The following is a 15,805-nucleotide window of genomic DNA, read 5'->3' as shown; positions in this document are numbered from 1 at the left end:
TATCCACAGGCTCTCCGTTCACCCGTCCGTGAGCGAGCGATAGCCCTGAGCTATCGGCACGGGCGCCCCGCCATCACGCGGGCTCGCCACCGCGCGGTTCCCACCACATCACAGTGGCCCGGCATCCCCTGAGGGAAGCCGGGCCACCGCCGTGCAGGCGTGCGCCGGGTCAGCGCACGAACACCCCCGCATTGCCGGCCAGATCCAGGAAGTACTGCGGCGCCACACCCAGTACCAGCGTGACCGCCACGCCCACCCCGATCGCCGTCATCGTCAGCGGCGACGGAACGGCCACGGTCGGCCCCTCCGGGTTCGGCTCGCTGAAGAACATCAGGACGATGACGCGGATGTAGAAGAACGCCGCGATCGCGGACGAGATCACACCGACCACGACCAGCGGGCCCGCCCCGCCCTCCGCCGCCGCCTTGAACACGGCGAACTTCCCTGCGAAGCCCGAGGTCAGCGGGATACCGGCGAAGGCCAGCAGGAACACTGCGAACACGGCCGCGACCATGGGTGAACGCCGGCCCAGACCGGCCCACTTGGACAGGTGCGTCGCCTCGCCGCCGGCGTCGCGCACCAGCGTCACCACCGCGAACGCCCCAATCGTCACGAACGAGTAGGCGGCCAGGTAGAAGAGGACGGACGACACCCCGTCCGGCGTGGTCGCGATGACACCCGCGAGGATGAAGCCCGCGTGCGCGATCGACGAGTACGCCAGCAGCCGCTTGATGTCGGTCTGCGTGATCGCGACGATCGCACCGCCCAGCATCGTGACGATCGCGACGCCCCACATGACCGGCCGCCAGTCCCAGCGCAGGCCGGGCAGCACGACGTAGAGGATGCGGAGCAGCGCACCGAACGCCGCCACCTTGGTCGCCGCCGCCATGAACCCTGTCACCGGCGTCGGCGCGCCCTGGTAGACGTCGGGCGTCCACATGTGGAACGGCACCGCGCCCACCTTGAACAGCAGGCCCATGACGATCATCGCGGCGCCGACGAGCAGCAGCGCGTCGTTGCCCATCGTGTCCGCGAGCGCCGGGGTGACGTCCGGGACCGTACCGTCGACGACCTGCGCGATCGTCGCGTACGACACGGAACCCGCGTACCCGTACAGCAGCGCGATGCCGAACAGGGTGAACGCGGACGCGAAGGCGCCCAGCAGGAAGTACTTGACCGCGGCTTCCTGCGACATGAGCCGCTTGCGGCGGGCCAGCGCGCACATCAGGTACAGCGGGAGCGAGAAGACCTCCAGCGCGATGAACAGCGTCAGCAGGTCGTTGGCCGCCGGGAAGATCAGCATGCCCGCGACCGCGAACATCAGCAGCGGGAACACCTCGGTGGTGGTGAACCCGGCCTTCACCGCGGCCTTCTCACTGTCGCTGCCCGGCACGGACGCGGCCTGTGCGGCGAAGGAGTCGACCCGGTTGCCGTGTGCCTCCGGGTCGAGCCGCCGCTCGGCGAAGGTGAACAGGCCGACCAGACCCGCCAGCAGGATCGTGCCCTGCAGGAAGAGGGCCGGTCCGTCGACGGCGATCGCGCCCATCGCGGCGATGCCCGCCTTGGTCGTGGCGTATCCGCCGGCCGCCAGCGCCACCACGGCGGCGAAGGCGGCGACGAGCGCCACGACGCAGACGAACACCTGCGCGTAGTAGCGGGACTTGCGCGGGACCACCGCCTCGATCAGCACCCCGAGGATCGCCGCTCCGACGATGATCAGGGTGGGCGACAATTGTCCGTACTCGATCTTGGGTGCGTCGATCTTCGAGATCGGATCGGCCGCGGTTGTCCACAGGCTGTGGACGGCTGATGCGCTCACTTGGCCGCCTCCACCTCGGGCTGGGGGTCCTTCTTCTGTACGTCGGACATGGTCTGCTTGACCGCCGGGTTGACGATGTCCGTGAGGGGCTTCGGGTAGACGCCCAGGAAGATCAGCAGTGCCACCAGCGGGGCGACGACCACAAGTTCACGCACCCTGAGGTCGGGCATCGCGGAGACCTCCGCCTTCACCGGGCCCGTCATCGTCCGCTGGTAGAGGACGAGCGTGTAGAGCGCGGCGAGCACGATGCCGAAGGTGGCGATGATGCCGATCACCGGGTAGCGCGTGAATGTGCCGACCAGGACCAGGAATTCACTGACGAAGGGTGCAAGGCCCGGCAGCGACAGGGTCGCCAGGCTGCCGATCAGGAAGGTGCCGGCGAGCACCGGGGCGACCTTCTGCACACCGCCGTAGTCGGCGATGAGCCGCGAACCCCGCCGTGAGATCAGGAATCCGGCCACCAGCATCAACGCGGCCGTCGAGATGCCGTGGTTGACCATGTAGAGCGTCGCGCCGGACTGGCCCTGGCTGGTCATCGCGAAGATGCCCATGATGATGAAGCCGAAGTGGGAGATCGACGCGTACGCCACCAGGCGCTTGATGTCCCGCTGCCCGACCGCGAGCAGGGCGCCGTAGATGATGCTGATCAGCGCCAGTACGAGGATCGCGGGCGTCGCCCACTTGCTCGCCTCCGGGAACAGCTGGAGGCAGAAGCGGAGCATCGCGAAGGTGCCCACCTTGTCGACGACCGCGGTGATGAGGACGGCGACCGGTGCGGTGGCCTCCCCCATCGCATTGGGCAGCCAGGTGTGCAGCGGCCACAGCGGCGCCTTCACCGCGAAGGCGAAGAAGAAGCCGAGGAACAGCCAGCGTTCGGTGTTCGTCGCCATGTCGAGCGTGCCGTTGGCGCGGGCCTCGGCGATCTCCTGGAGGCTGAAGTTCCCGGCGACCACATACAAGCCGATCACCGCGGCCAGCATGATCAGACCGCCGACCAGGTTGTAGAGCAGGAACTTCACGGCGGCGTACGACCGTTGCGTGGACGCCACCTTCTCGCCGTGCTCGTGGGCACGGTCCCCGAAGCCGCCGATGAGGAAGTACATCGGGATGAGCATGGCTTCGAAGAAGATGTAGAAGAGGAAGACGTCGGTGGCCTCGAAGGAGAGGATCACCATCGCCTCGACGGCCAGGATCAGGGCGAAGAAGCCCTGCGTCGGCCGCCAGCGCCTGCTGCCGGTCTCCAGCGGGTCGGCATCGTGCCAGCCCGCGAGGATGATGAACGGCATCAGCAGCGCCGTCAGCGCGATCAGCGCCACCGCGATGCCGTCGACGCCGAGTTCGTAGCGGACCCCGAACTCCGCGATCCAGGCGTGGGATTCAGTGAGTTGGTAGCGGTCGCCGTTCGGCTCGAAGCGGACCAGGACGGTGATCGCGAGGGCGAGCGTGGCGAGCGAGAAGAGCAGCGCCAGCCACTTGGCGGCGGTGCGCCGGGCGGCCGGTACGGCGGCCGTGGCGATCGCCCCGATCGCCGGGAGCGCCGCCGTAGCTGTCAGCAGAGGAAAGGACATCGGTATCAGACCGCCCTCATCAGCAGGGTCACGGCGATGAGGACCGCCGCACCCCCGAACATCGAGACCGCGTACGACCGTGCGAAGCCGTTCTGGAGCTTGCGCATCCGTCCGGACAGACCGCCGACCGACGCCGCCGTGCCGTTGACGACGCCGTCGACCAGGGTGTGGTCGACGTACACCAGGGAGCGCGTGAGGTGTTCGCCGCCGCGCACGAGGACGACGTGGTTGAAGTCGTCCTGGAGCAGGTCGCGCCGGGCGGCCCGGGTGAGCAGCGACCCGCGCGGGGCGACGACCGGGACCGGCCGGCGGCCGTACTGGCCGTAGGCGATGGCGACGCCGATCACCATGCAAGCGACGGTCGCGCCGGTGACGACTCCCGCGCTGATCGGCGGATGGCCGTGCTCGAACCCGGTGATGGGCTCCAGCCAGTGCACGAAGCGTTCGCCGATGCTGAAGAACCCACCGGCGGCGACCGACCCGACGGCCAGCACGATCATCGGGATCGTCATGACCTTGGGCGACTCGTGCGGGTGCGGCTCATTGCCCTTCTCGTCGGGCTGCCAGCGCTTCTCGCCGAAGAACGTCATCAGCATCACGCGCGTCATGTAGTACGCCGTGATGGCCGCGCCCAGCAGCGCGCAGCCGCCGAGGATCCAGCCCTCGGTGCCGCCCTTGGCGAACGCCGCCTCAATGATCTTGTCCTTGGAAAAGAAGCCGGACAGGCCCGGGAAACCGATGATGGCGAGGTAGCCGAGGCCGAAGGTGACGAAGGTGACCGGCATGTACTTGCGCAGGGCGCCGTACTTGCGCATGTCCACCTCGTCGTTCATGCCGTGCATGACCGAACCGGCGCCGAGGAACAGCCCGGCCTTGAAGAAGCCGTGCGTCACCAGGTGCATGATCGCGAAGACGTAGCCGATGGGGCCGAGGCCGGCGGCGAGGACCATGTAGCCGATCTGCGACATGGTCGAGCCGGCCAGCGCCTTCTTGATGTCGTCCTTCGCGCAACCGACGATCGCACCGAAGAGGAGCGTGACGGCACCGACGATGGTGACGACCAGCTGCGCGTCCGGCGCGGCGTTGAAGATCGCTCCGGAACGCACGATCAGGTAGACGCCCGCGGTCACCATCGTCGCGGCGTGGATGAGGGCCGAGACCGGGGTCGGGCCCTCCATCGCGTCCCCGAGCCAGGACTGCAGCGGCACCTGGGCGGACTTGCCGCACGCGGCGAGCAACAGCATCAGGCCGATGGCGGTGAGCCTGCCCTCGCTCGTGTCGGCGACGAGTCCGGCCTCCTCGTGGGAGCCGAGCACCGGCCCGAAGGCGAAGCTGCCGAACCAGAGGAACATCAGCATGATCGCGATCGACAGGCCCATGTCGCCGACGCGGTTGACCAGGAAGGCCTTCTTCGCGGCCGTGGCCGCGCTGGGCTTGTGCTGCCAGAAGCCGATCAGCAGGTAGGAGGCGAGACCGACGCCCTCCCAGCCGACGTACAGCAGCAGGTAGTTGTCGGCGAGGACGAGCAGCAGCATCGCCGCGAGGAACAGGTTCAGATAGCCGAAGAAGCGGCGGCGCCGCTCGTCGTGCTCCATGTACCCGACCGAGTACAGGTGGATCAGCGAGCCGACGCCGGTGATCAGCAGCACGAACGTGATCGACAGCTGATCGAGGCGGAAGGCGACGTCCGCCTGGAAGCCCTCGACCGGGATCCAGCTGTACAGGTGCTGGGTGAGGGTCCGGCTCTCGGCGTCCTTGCCCAGCAGGTCGGCGAAGAGGATCACGCCGAAGACGAAGGAGACGAAGGACAGGAGCGTGCCGATCCACTGGCCGACGGCGTCGAGACGCCGGCCGCCGCACAACAGGAGGGCCGCTCCGAGCAATGGCGCCGCGATCAGCAGCGCAATCAGGTTCTCCACGATTCTTCCGACCCCTTAGAGCTTCATCAGGCTGGCGTCGTCGACCGAGGCCGAGTGGCGGGAACGGAACAGCGACACGATGATCGCGAGCCCGACGACCACCTCCGCGGCGGCGACGACCATCGTGAAGAAGGCGATGATCTGGCCGTCGAGATTGCCGTGCATCCGCGAGAAAGCCACGAGCGTGAGGTTGCACGCGTTGAGCATGAGCTCGATGCACATGAAGACGACGATCGCGTTGCGCCTGATCAGCACGCCGGTGGCGCCGATCGTGAACAACAGGGCGGCGAGGTAGAGGTAGTTGACCGGGTTCACTTCGACGCCTCCTCGGGCCGCTTGAAGGTCGACGGCTCGATCGCGGTCCGCTCCAGCCGTTCCTCCGCGCGCTGTTCCAGGGCCCGCAGGTCGTTGAGCGCCTCGGTGGACACGTCACGGATCTGGCCGCGCTCGCGCAGCGTCTTGCTGACCGTGAGGTCGGACGGGGTGCCGTCGGGCAGGAGGCCCGCGATGTCGACCGCGTTGTGGCGGGCGTACACGCCGGGGGCCGGCAGCGGCGGGACGTGCTTGCCTTCGCGGACGCGCTCCTCGGACATCTCGCGCTGGGTCTTGGCACGCTCGGTGCGTTCGCGGTGCGTGAGCACCATGGCGCCGATGGCGGCCGTGATCAGCAGGGCGCCGGTGATCTCGAAGGCGAAGACGTACTTGGTGAAGATGAGGGTGGCGAGGCCCTCCACGTTGCCGTTCGCGTTCGCCTGGGCGAGACCGTTGAACTCCGTGATCGAGGCATTGCCGATACCACCGATCAGCAGGGTGCCGAAGCCCAGGCCACAGAGAAGGGCCAGCCAGCGCTGGCCCTTGATGGTCTCCTTCAGGGAGTCAGCGGCCGTGACGCCGACAAGCATCACCACGAACAGGAACAGCATCATGATCGCGCCGGTGTAGACGACGATCTGCACGATGCCCAGGAAGTATGCGCCGTTGGCGAGGTAGAAGACCGCCAGGATGATCATGGTCCCGGCGAGACAGAGCGCGCTGTGCACGGCCTTCTTCATGAAGACGGTGCACAGGGCGCCGATCACGGCGACGGTGCCGAGGACCCAGAACTGGAAGGCCTCTCCGGTGGAGGTGGAGTAGGCGGCGAGTTGCTCGGTCATCGGCCGGTCACCTTCTCGGACGCCGGTTCGTCCTCACCGACGGTCGAGTCCGCGTCCTGCGGGACCTCGCCCTTGGAGAGCGCGACCTGCTGGGTCGTGCCCGGCGCGGCCTCCGTCACCAGACCCCGGTAGTAGTCCTGCTCGTCCGTGCCCGGGTAGATGGCATGGGGGCTGTCGACCATGCCGTCCTCGAGACCGGCGAGCAGCTGCTCCTTGGTGTAGATGAGGTTGGCGCGGCTGGAGTCCGCGAGCTCGAACTCGTTGGTCATCGTGAGCGCGCGCGTGGGGCACGCCTCGATGCACAGGCCGCACAGGATGCAGCGGGCGTAGTTGATCTGGTAAACGCGGCCGTACCGCTCGCCCGGCGAGTAGCGCTCCTCGTCGGTGTTGTCGGCGCCCTCCACATAGATGGCGTCGGCGGGGCAGGCCCAGGCGCACAACTCACAGCCGACGCACTTCTCCAGGCCGTCCGGATGGCGGTTGAGCTGGTGCCGTCCGTGGAAGCGCGGAGCGGTGGTCTTCTGCTGCTCCGGGTACTGCTCGGTCAGCCGCTTCTTGAACATGGCCTTGAAGGTCACGCCGAAGCCGGCCACGGGGTTCTGGAAACCGGGCTTGGTCTCCTTGGGCTCCTCAGCCATCGGACGCCTCCTTTCCATCCAGAGATCCGTCACTCTGAGTATCGGGCCCACCACTGACAATCAGCTCCCGCTCATGGCGCGGGCGACGTCGAGGCACTGGCGGAAGTTCCTGTCCGGGCAGTGGCGGTACGGGGAATCCGCCCGCCATCGCGTCGAAGCCGGCGGGTTCCTCCGCGGTCTGCTCGGCCGTCTTCGCCCGGTCGCGGAACATGTCCACGACGAAGGAGAGCAGGAGCAGCGCGAGGACGCCGCCGCCGACGTAGAGGGCGATGTCGGCGAAGTCGTAGTTCTCGTTCCGCAGGGTCCGCACGGTCGCGACGAGCATCAACCAGACCACGGAGACCGGGATGAGGACCTTCCAGCCGAGCTTCATCAGCTGGTCGTAGCGGACGCGGGGCAGCGTGCCGCGCAGCCAGATGAAGAAGAACAGCAGCAACTGGACCTTGATCACGAACCAGAGCAGCGGCCACCAGCCGTGGTTCGCGCCCTCCCAGAAGGTGCTGACCGGATACGGGGCCCGCCAGCCGCCCAGGAAGAGCGTCACGGACACCGCCGAGACCGTCACCATGTTCACGTACTCGGCGAGCATGAACATCGCGAACTTGATCGACGAGTACTCGGTGTTGAAGCCGCCGACCAGGTCGCCCTCGGACTCCGGCATGTCGAAGGGGGCGCGGTTGGTCTCGCCGACCATCGTCACGATGTAGATCAGGAAGGAGACCGGCAGCAGCACGATGTACCAGCGGTCCTGCTGCGCCTCGACGATCGCCGAGGTCGACATCGACCCGGAGTAGAGGAACACCGAGGCGAAGGCCGCGCCCATCGCGATCTCGTACGAGATCATCTGCGCGCAGGAACGCAGGCCACCCAGCAGCGGGTAGGTGGATCCGGAACTCCAACCCGCAAGGACGATGCCGTAGATGCCGACCGAAGCGACCGCGAGGATGTAGAGCATCGCGATCGGCAGGTCGGTGAGCTGCATCGTGGTGCGCTGGCCGAAGATCGAGATCTCGTTGCCGGCCGGGCCGAAGGGGATCACCGCGATCGCCATGAAGGCCGGGATGGCCGCGACGATCGGCGCGAGGACGTAGACGACCTTGTCCGCGCGTTTGACGATGACGTCTTCCTTGAGCATCAGCTTGATGCCGTCGGCGAGCGACTGGAGCATGCCCCAGGGGCCGTGCCGGTTGGGGCCGATGCGCAGCTGCATCCAGGCGACGACCTTGCGCTCCCAGACGATGGAGAACAGCACGGTCACCATCAGGAAGGCGAAGCAGAACACCGCCTTGATGACGACCAGCCACCAGGGGTCGCGGCCGAACATCGACAGGTCTTCAGCGGCGAGGAAAGGGCTCATGCCTCCACCTCCTCGGGGGCCTCGGACGCGAGGGTCGCCGGGCCGATGCGGACGAGTGAGCCGGGCAGCGCCCCGGTGTCGGAGGCGACGCCGGCGCCCACGGAGTTCAGTGGGAGCCACACGACCCGGTCGGGCATCTCCGTGATCTGCAGGGGCAGTTCGGCGACTCCGGCGGGGCCGGTCACGGCGAGGATGTCGCCTTCCTTCACGCCGGCCTCGGCGGCCGTGGCGGCCGACACCCGCGCGTGGGCGGCGTGCCGGGTGCCGGCGAGCGCCTCGTCGCCCTGCTGGAGGAGCCCCTGGTCGAGCAGCAGCCGGTGCCCGGCGAGGACTGCCTCACCGGCGGCCGGCCGCGGCAACTGGGCGGCGATCGTCAGGGGTTCGGTGGCCCTGGGTCCGTCCCAGGCGCCGAGCCGGTCGATCTCCGCGCGCGTGGTGCGCAGATCCGGCAGGCCCAGGTGTACGTCCATGGCGTCGGCCAGCATCTGCAGCACGCGCGCGTCGGTCGGGGCCAGGCGGCGGGTCATCTGGTCGGGCTTGAGCGCGGCCTCGAAGAAGCGCACCCGGCCCTCCCAGTTGAGGAAGGTGCCGGCCTTCTCGGCGACCGCCGCGACCGGCAGGACCACATCGGCGAGCTCGGTGACCTCGCCGGGCCGCAGCTCCAGCGACACCACGAAGCCGACCTCGCCGAGCGCCTCACGCGCGCGTGCCGGGTCGGGCAGGTCGGAGACCTCGACACCCGCGACCAGCAGGGCCTGGAGTTCACCGGCCGCGGCGGCCTCGACGATCTGGCCGGTGTCGCGGCCGTAGCGGTGCGGGAGTTCGGCGACTCCCCAGACGGCGGCGACCTCCTCCCGCGCGCGCGGGTCGGTCGCGGGACGTCCGCCCGGCAGCAGCGACGGCAGCGCGCCCACCTCCACGGCAGCGCGCTCCCCCGCCCGGCGCGGGATCCACACCAGCTGGGCACCGGTCGCGGACGCGGCCCGTACGGCGGCGGTGAGCCCGCCCGCCACGCCGGCCAGCCGCTCGCCGACGACGATCACCGCACCCTCGGTGCGCAGCGCGTCGGACGCCTTCGATCCGGCCTCGTCCAGGCCGACTCCGCCGGCGAGCGCGTCCAGCCACTCGGTCTCGGTGCCGGGGGCGGCGGGCAGCAGGGTGCCGCCGGCCTTCTCCAGTCCGCGCGTGGCGTGCGTGGCGAGCGAGAAGACCTTCTGGCCGTGCTTGCGCCAGGCCTTGCGCAGCCGCAGGAAGATGCCGGGCGCCTCCTCCTCGGCCTCGAACCCGGCCAGCAGGACGGCCGGTGCCTTCTCCACGGCGGTGTACGTGACGCCCGTACCGTCGAGGTCACGGCCGTGACCTGCGACCCGCGCGGCGAGGAAGTCGGCCTCCTCGCTGCTGTGCAAGCGCGCGCGGAAGTCGATGTCGTTGGTGTCGAGCGCCACGCGCGCGAACTTGCTGTACGCGTAGGCGTCCTCGACGGTGAGACGGCCGCCGGTCAGCACGCCGGTCCGGCCGCGTGAGGCGAGCAGCCCCTGGGCCGCGATCTGCAGCGCCTCCGGCCAGGAAGCCGGCTCGAGGTCACCCTCGGCGTTGCGCACCAGAGGCGTCTGGAGCCGGTCGCGCTGCTGCGCGTACCGGAACCCGAACCGCCCCTTGTCGCAGATCCACTCCTCGTTGACCTCGGGGTCGTTGGCGGCCAGTCGCCGCATGACCTTGCCGCGCCGGTGGTCGGTGCGGGTGGCGCAGCCGCCGGAGCAGTGCTCGCAGACGCTCGGCGAGGACACCAGGTCGAAGGGGCGGGAGCGGAATCGGTACGCCGCCGAGGTCAGCGCGCCGACCGGGCAGATCTGGATGGTGTTGCCGGAGAAGTACGACTCGAAGGGGTCGCCCTCGCCGGTGCCGACCTGCTGGAGCGCGCCCCGCTCGATCAGCTCGATCATCGGGTCGCCCGCGACCTGGTTGGAGAACCGGGTGCAGCGGGCGCACAGCACGCACCGCTCGCGGTCGAGCAGCACCTGCGTGGAGATCGGCACGGGCTTCTCGTACGTCCGCTTCCTGCCCTCGAAGCGGGACTCGGCGTGCCCGTGCGACATGGCCTGGTTCTGCAGCGGGCACTCGCCGCCCTTGTCGCAGACCGGGCAGTCCAGCGGGTGATTGATGAGCAGGAGCTCCATCACACCCTTCTGGGCCTTCTCGGCGGCCTGCGAGGTCAGGTGCGTCTTCACGACCATGCCGTCCGTGCACGTGATCGTGCAGGACGCCATCGGCTTGCGCTGGCCCTCGACCTCGACGATGCACTGGCGGCAGGCGCCGGCCGGGTCGAGCAGGGGATGGTCGCAGAAGCGGGGGATCTCGATGCCGAGTTGCTCGGCGGCCCGGATGACCAGGGTGCCCTTCGGCACGCTGATCTCGGCGCCGTCGATCGTCAGCGACACGAGATCCTCCGGCGGGACCGCCGCCTCTCCCCCTCCGGAGGGAGCGCTGGTGGTCACAGTCATGCGTTCACCTCCGTGCGGTGGTCGGCCCAGGCCGTCGACTTGGCCGGGTCGAACGGGCAGCCGCGGCCCGTGATGTGCTGCTCGTACTCCTCACGGAAGTACTTCAGCGAGGAGAAGATCGGCGAGGCGGCACCGTCGCCGAGGGCGCAGAAGGACTTGCCGTTGATGTTGTCGGCGATGTCGTTCAGCTTGTCGAGGTCGGACATGACGCCCTTGCCGGCCTCGATGTCACGCAGCAACTGCACGAGCCAGTACGTGCCTTCGCGGCAGGGCGTGCACTTGCCGCAGGACTCGTGGGCGTAGAACTCGGTCCAGCGGGTGACGGCGCGCACGACGCAGGTCGTCTCGTCGAAGCACTGGAGGGCCTTCGTGCCGAGCATGGAACCCGCGGCGCCCACTCCCTCGTAGTCAAGGGGGACGTCGAGGTGCTCGTCGGTGAACATCGGCGTCGAGGAGCCGCCCGGGGTCCAGAACTTCAGGCGATGCCCGGGCCGCATCCCGCCGCTCATCTCCAGCAGCTGGCGGAGCGTAATGCCGAGCGGGGCCTCGTACTGGCCGGGGTTGGTGACATGGCCGCTGAGCGAGTAGAGCGTGAAGCCCGGGGACTTCTCGCTGCCCATCGACCTGAACCAGTCCTTGCCGCGATTCACAATCGCGGGAACTGACGCAATCGACTCGACGTTGTTCACAACAGTCGGGCAGGCGTAGAGACCTGCCACCGCAGGGAAGGGGGGACGGAGCCGCGGTTGACCACGGCGGCCTTCGAGCGAGTCGAGCAGTGCGGTCTCCTCACCGCAGATGTACGCGCCCGCGCCCGCGTGCACGGTGAGTTCGAGATCGAGGCCGCTGCCGAGGATGTTCTCTCCGAGGTAGCCGGCCGCGTAGGCCTCGCTCACGGCCGAGTGCAACCGCCGCAGCACAGGGACGACTTCACCGCGCAGATAGATGAAGGCATGCGACGACCTGATGGCATAACACGCGATGATCATGCCCTCGATGAGGCTATGCGGGTTCGCGAAGAGGAGCGGAATGTCCTTGCAGGTTCCGGGCTCCGATTCGTCGGCGTTGACAACTAGATAGTGCGGTTTTCCATCGCCCTGGGGAATGAACTGCCATTTCATTCCCGTCGGGAATCCCGCGCCGCCGCGCCCGCGAAGACCGGAGTCCTTGACGTACGCGATCAGGTCGTCCGGCGTCATGGCGAGCGCCTTGCGAAGGCCCTCGTACCCTTCGTGCCTTCGGTAGACGTCCAGCGTCCAGGACCTGTCCTCGTCCCAGAAGGCCGACAGCACGGGTGCGAGCAGCTTCTCGGGGCTGTTTTCCTTCAGCTCGGGTGCCAATGTCATCACTCCCCCTCCTCGGCGACAGGCCCTGCCGGGTGGGCCGGGTCGGACGCGGACGAATCCTGCGGCGCGTCGTGCGAGCTGAGGTGTTCAGCCGGCGACGGTTCGTGCACTGCCCTGTCCTGCGGTCCCTCGTGCGGGCCGCCGTTCCGCGGATGGACCACGCGCGCGGGTGCGGCCTCTCCCCTGGCCAGGCGGAGGCCCACCAGCGACGCCGGGCCCGCACTGCCGCTCTCCTCGACGGCCCCGGGCCGCTCGTCGGGGAAGCCGGCCAGGATCCGCGCGGTCTCCTTGAAGGTGCACAGCCGAGCGCCACGCGTGGGCTCGACGGGCCGTCCCGCCCGGAGGTCGTCGACCAGGCTCTTGGCGCTGGCGGGGTTCTGGTTGTCGAAGAACTCCCAGTTGACCATCACGACCGGTGCGAAGTCGCAGGCCGCGTTGCACTCGATGTGCTCCAGCGTGACCTTGCCGTCGTCGGTGGTCTCGCCGTTGCCGACGCCCAGGTGCTCCTGGAGCTCCTCGAAGATCGCGTCACCGCCCATCACCGCACACAGGGTGTTGGTGCACACGCCCACCTGGTAGTCGCCGGAGGGCCTGCGGCGGTACATCGTGTAGAAGGTGGCGACCGCGGTGACCTCGGCCGTGGTCAGGCCGAGCACGTCCGCACAGAACTGCATCCCGGTGCGCGTGACGTGGCCCTCCTCCGACTGCACGAGGTGCAGCAACGGCAGGAGGGCGGACCGGGAGTCCGGGTAGCGGGCGATGATCTCGCGCGCGTCGGTCTCCAGCCGGGCTCGAACGTCGTCCGGGTAGCCGGGCGCGGGCAGTTCGGGCATGCCCAGGCTGACGCCCCGCTCCGAAGAAGAGGTGGTCACCGGTCGACGCCTCCCATCACGGGGTCGATGGACGCGACGGCGACGATGACGTCGGCGACCTGGCCGCCCTCGCACATCGCCGCCATGGCCTGCAGGTTGGTGAAGGACGGGTCACGGAAGTGGACCCGGAAGGGGCGGGTGCCGCCGTCGGAGACGACATGCACCCCGAGCTCGCCCTTGGGCGACTCGACGGCCGCGTAAGCCTGTCCCGGCGGGACGCGGAAGCCCTCGGTGACCAGCTTGAAGTGGTGGATCAGGGCCTCCATGGAGGTGCCCATGATCTTCTTGATGTGGTCGAGGGAGTTGCCGAGCCCGTCGGGTCCCAGGGCGAGCTGGGCGGGCCAGGCGATCTTCTTGTCGGCGACCATGACGGGGCCGGGCTGGAGCCGGTCCAGGCACTGCTCGACGATCCCGAGCGACTGGCGCATCTCTTCCAGGCGGATCAGGAAACGCCCGTAGGAGTCGCAGGTGTCGGCGGTCGGGATCTCGAAGTCGTACGTCTCGTAGTCGCAGTACGGCTGCGACTTGCGCAGGTCGTGCGGCAGGCCGGTGGAGCGCAGGATCGGGCCGGTGGCGCCGAGGGCCATGCAGCCGGCCAGGTCGAGATAGCCGATGTCCTGCATGCGGGCCTTGAAGATGGGGTTCCCGGTGGCGAGCTTGTCGTACTCCGGGAGGTTCTTCTTCATCTTCTTCACGAACTCGCGGATGTGGTCCACCGCGCCGGGCGGCAGGTCCTGGGCGAGTCCGCCGGGGCGGATGTACGCGTGGTTCATCCGCAGGCCCGTGATGAGCTCGTAGATGTCGAGAATCATTTCACGATCACGGAATCCGTAGATCATGATCGTGGTGGCGCCGAGCTCCATGCCGCCGGTGGCGATGCACACCAGGTGGGAGGAGAGCCGGTTCAGCTCCATCAGGAGCACCCGGATGATCTTGGCGCGCTCGGTGATCTGGTCCTCGATGCCGAGGAGCTTCTCGACGGCGAGACAGTAGGCGGTCTCGTTGAAGAAGGACGTCAGGTAGTCCATGCGCGTCACGAACGTGGTGCCCTGCGTCCAGGTCCGGTACTCGAGGTTCTTCTCGATACCGGTGTGGAGATAGCCGATGCCGCAACGGGCCTCGGTGACCGTCTCGCCGTCGATCTCCAGGATCAGGCGGAGCACCCCGTGGGTGGAGGGGTGCTGCGGGCCCATGTTGAGGACGATGCGCTCGTCGTCGGCCCGGGCCGCGGCCTGGACGACCTCGTCCCAGTCGCCACCGGTGACCGTATATACGGTGCCCTCGGTGGTCTCACGGGCGGATGCTGACTGCGTGCTCACGAGTACGACCTCCGCTGGTCCGGAGCCGGGATCTGGGCGCCCTTGTACTCGACGGGGATACCGCCGAGGGGGTAGTCCTTGCGCTGCGGGTGGCCCTGCCAGTCGTCCGGCATCATGATCCGCGTCAGGGCGGGGTGACCGTCGAAGACGATCCCGAAGAAGTCGTACGTCTCGCGTTCGTGCCAGTCGTTCGTCGGATACACGGAGACGAGCGACGGGATGTGCGGGTCGCTGTCGGGGGCGCTGACTTCGAGGCGGATCAGCCGGTTGTGGGTGATCGAGCGCAGGTGGTAGACGGCGTGCAGCTCGCGGCCGGGGTCGCTGAGGTAGTGGACGCCGCTGACGCCGGTGCACAGTTCGAAGCGCAGGGCCGGGTCGTCGCGCAGGGTGCGGGCGACGCGGACCAGGTGCTCGCGTTCGATGTGGAAGGTGAGTTCGCCGCGGTCGACGATCGTCTTCTCGATGGCGTTGTCGGGGAGGAGTCCCTGTTCCTCCAGTGCGCCCTCGAGTTCGTCGGCGACCTCGTCGAACCAGCCTCCGTAGGGGCGGCTCGCCGGTCCCGGGAGCCGGACCGAGCGGACGAGACCGCCGTAGCCGGATGTGTCGCCGCCGCTGTTGGCGCCGAACATGCCGCGCTGGACGCGGATCTCCTCGCCGCCCTGGCCGCGCTGGCCGGGGAGGTTGGAGGCGGAGAGGTCCTTCTCGGGGTTGACCCCGTTCGACCCGTTCGCGCCGTTGGTACCGTTCGCGTCGCTCACTGCAGCAGCCCCTTCATCTCGATCGTGGGCAGGGCCTTGAGCGCCGCCTCCTCCGCCTCGCGGGCCGCTTCCTCGGCGTTCACGCCGAGCTTGGAGGTCTGGATCTTCTGGTGGAGCTTGAGGATGGCGTCCAGCAACATCTCGGGCCGCGGCGGGCAGCCGGGGAGATAGATGTCGACCGGGACGATGTGGTCGACGCCCTGGACGATCGCGTAGTTGTTGAACATGCCGCCCGAGGAGGCGCAGACCCCCATGGAGATCACCCACTTGGGGTTAGGCATCTGGTCATAGACCTGCCTGAGCACCGGCGCCATCTTCTGGCTGACCCGGCCGGCGACGATCATCAGGTCGGCCTGGCGCGGCGAGCCGCGGAAGACCTCCATGCCGAAGCGCGCCAGGTCGTAGCGGCCGGCGCCGGTGGTCATCATCTCGATGGCACAGCAGGCGAGGCCGAAGGTGGCCGGGAAGACGGACGATTTACGCACCCAGCCCGCGGCCTGCTCGACGGTGGTCAGCAGGAATCCGCTCGGCAGTTTTTCTTCGAGTCCCATGTC

Annotated in this window: 13 protein-coding genes; all 13 read right to left on the bottom strand. The window is 68.5% G+C overall.

What is annotated here, in order from left to right:
* Nucleotides 1–169: 169 nt before the first annotated feature.
* The 13 genes from nuoN to ACZ7M7_RS39710 are packed head-to-tail and all read right to left on the bottom strand — an operon-like array spanning nt 170 to nt 15,802.
* Complete coding sequence (gene nuoN / locus ACZ7M7_RS39770) at nt 170–1,819, bottom strand: NADH-quinone oxidoreductase subunit NuoN (RefSeq protein WP_383610128.1); 1,650 nt, start codon at nt 1,817–1,819, stop codon at nt 170–172.
* Nucleotides 1,816–3,387 (bottom strand): NADH-quinone oxidoreductase subunit M, encoded by a 1,572-nt coding sequence (locus tag ACZ7M7_RS39765; protein ID WP_451170418.1) that lies wholly within the window; start codon nt 3,385–3,387, stop codon nt 1,816–1,818. The genes nuoN and ACZ7M7_RS39765 overlap by 4 nt, the downstream gene beginning before the upstream one ends.
* Nucleotides 3,388–3,392: 5 nt before the next feature.
* On the bottom strand, nt 3,393–5,306 hold the full coding sequence (nuoL, locus tag ACZ7M7_RS39760) for an NADH-quinone oxidoreductase subunit L (protein WP_472125716.1): 1,914 nt from the start codon (nt 5,304–5,306) through the stop codon (nt 3,393–3,395).
* 15 nt (nt 5,307–5,321) lie between these two features.
* Nucleotides 5,322–5,621, bottom strand: a complete 300-nt coding sequence (gene nuoK, locus ACZ7M7_RS39755) for an NADH-quinone oxidoreductase subunit NuoK (RefSeq protein ID WP_003998919.1) — start codon at nt 5,619–5,621, stop codon at nt 5,322–5,324.
* A complete protein-coding gene (locus tag ACZ7M7_RS39750) occupies nt 5,618–6,460 on the bottom strand; it encodes an NADH-quinone oxidoreductase subunit J (protein ID WP_383610134.1) in 843 nt (280 codons plus the stop codon). Before ACZ7M7_RS39750 ends, nuoK begins: the two co-directional genes overlap by 4 nt.
* Nucleotides 6,457–7,098, bottom strand: coding sequence for an NADH-quinone oxidoreductase subunit NuoI (gene nuoI, locus ACZ7M7_RS39745; protein WP_383610137.1), 642 nt, complete (start codon nt 7,096–7,098; stop codon nt 6,457–6,459). The genes ACZ7M7_RS39750 and nuoI overlap by 4 nt, the downstream gene beginning before the upstream one ends.
* Nucleotides 7,091–8,455 (bottom strand): NADH-quinone oxidoreductase subunit NuoH, encoded by a 1,365-nt coding sequence (gene nuoH / locus ACZ7M7_RS39740; RefSeq protein ID WP_383610140.1) that lies wholly within the window; start codon nt 8,453–8,455, stop codon nt 7,091–7,093. Before nuoH ends, nuoI begins: the two co-directional genes overlap by 8 nt.
* A complete protein-coding gene (locus tag ACZ7M7_RS39735; RefSeq protein WP_472125711.1) occupies nt 8,452–10,956 on the bottom strand; it encodes an NADH-quinone oxidoreductase subunit G in 2,505 nt (834 codons plus the stop codon). Before ACZ7M7_RS39735 ends, nuoH begins: the two co-directional genes overlap by 4 nt.
* A complete protein-coding gene (nuoF, locus tag ACZ7M7_RS39730; RefSeq protein ID WP_383610146.1) occupies nt 10,953–12,302 on the bottom strand; it encodes an NADH-quinone oxidoreductase subunit NuoF in 1,350 nt (449 codons plus the stop codon). Before nuoF ends, ACZ7M7_RS39735 begins: the two co-directional genes overlap by 4 nt.
* Nucleotides 12,302–13,174: an NADH-quinone oxidoreductase subunit NuoE gene (nuoE, locus tag ACZ7M7_RS39725; protein ID WP_472125708.1), complete on the bottom strand. Its 873-nt coding sequence runs from the start codon at nt 13,172–13,174 to the stop codon at nt 12,302–12,304. The genes nuoF and nuoE overlap by 1 nt, the downstream gene beginning before the upstream one ends.
* Entirely contained in the window at nt 13,171–14,493 is a 1,323-nt protein-coding gene (locus tag ACZ7M7_RS39720) for an NADH-quinone oxidoreductase subunit D (RefSeq protein ID WP_383610152.1), read from the bottom strand. Before ACZ7M7_RS39720 ends, nuoE begins: the two co-directional genes overlap by 4 nt.
* Nucleotides 14,490–15,251: an NADH-quinone oxidoreductase subunit C gene (locus ACZ7M7_RS39715; RefSeq protein WP_383610155.1), complete on the bottom strand. Its 762-nt coding sequence runs from the start codon at nt 15,249–15,251 to the stop codon at nt 14,490–14,492. Before ACZ7M7_RS39715 ends, ACZ7M7_RS39720 begins: the two co-directional genes overlap by 4 nt.
* Complete coding sequence (locus ACZ7M7_RS39710) at nt 15,248–15,802, bottom strand: NuoB/complex I 20 kDa subunit family protein (protein WP_383610158.1); 555 nt, start codon at nt 15,800–15,802, stop codon at nt 15,248–15,250. Before ACZ7M7_RS39710 ends, ACZ7M7_RS39715 begins: the two co-directional genes overlap by 4 nt.
* Nucleotides 15,803–15,805 lie beyond the last annotated feature (3 nt).

The organism is Streptomyces sp. NPDC111606, assembly GCF_055656945.1.
The sequence above is the reverse complement of the archived record's forward strand: the minus strand, read 5'-3'. Positions and strand labels throughout refer to the sequence as shown.

What these genes read in the sequence shown, in the direction of transcription:
- ACZ7M7_RS39765 (WP_451170418.1), bottom strand. Translation starts at nt 3,387, where the DNA reads ATGTCCTTTCCTCTGCTGACAGCTACGGCGGCGCTCCCGGCGATCGGG.
- ACZ7M7_RS39750 (WP_383610134.1), bottom strand. Translation starts at nt 6,460, where the DNA reads ATGACCGAGCAACTCGCCGCCTACTCCACCTCCACCGGAGAGGCCTTC.
- nuoI (WP_383610137.1), bottom strand. Translation starts at nt 7,098, where the DNA reads ATGGCTGAGGAGCCCAAGGAGACCAAGCCCGGTTTCCAGAACCCCGTG.
- nuoH (WP_383610140.1), bottom strand. Translation starts at nt 8,455, where the DNA reads ATGAGCCCTTTCCTCGCCGCTGAAGACCTGTCGATGTTCGGCCGCGAC.
- ACZ7M7_RS39735 (WP_472125711.1), bottom strand. Translation starts at nt 10,956, where the DNA reads ATGACTGTGACCACCAGCGCTCCCTCCGGAGGGGGAGAGGCGGCGGTC.
- nuoF (WP_383610146.1), bottom strand. Translation starts at nt 12,302, where the DNA reads ATGACATTGGCACCCGAGCTGAAGGAAAACAGCCCCGAGAAGCTGCTC.
- ACZ7M7_RS39710 (WP_383610158.1), bottom strand. Translation starts at nt 15,802, where the DNA reads ATGGGACTCGAAGAAAAACTGCCGAGCGGATTCCTGCTGACCACCGTC.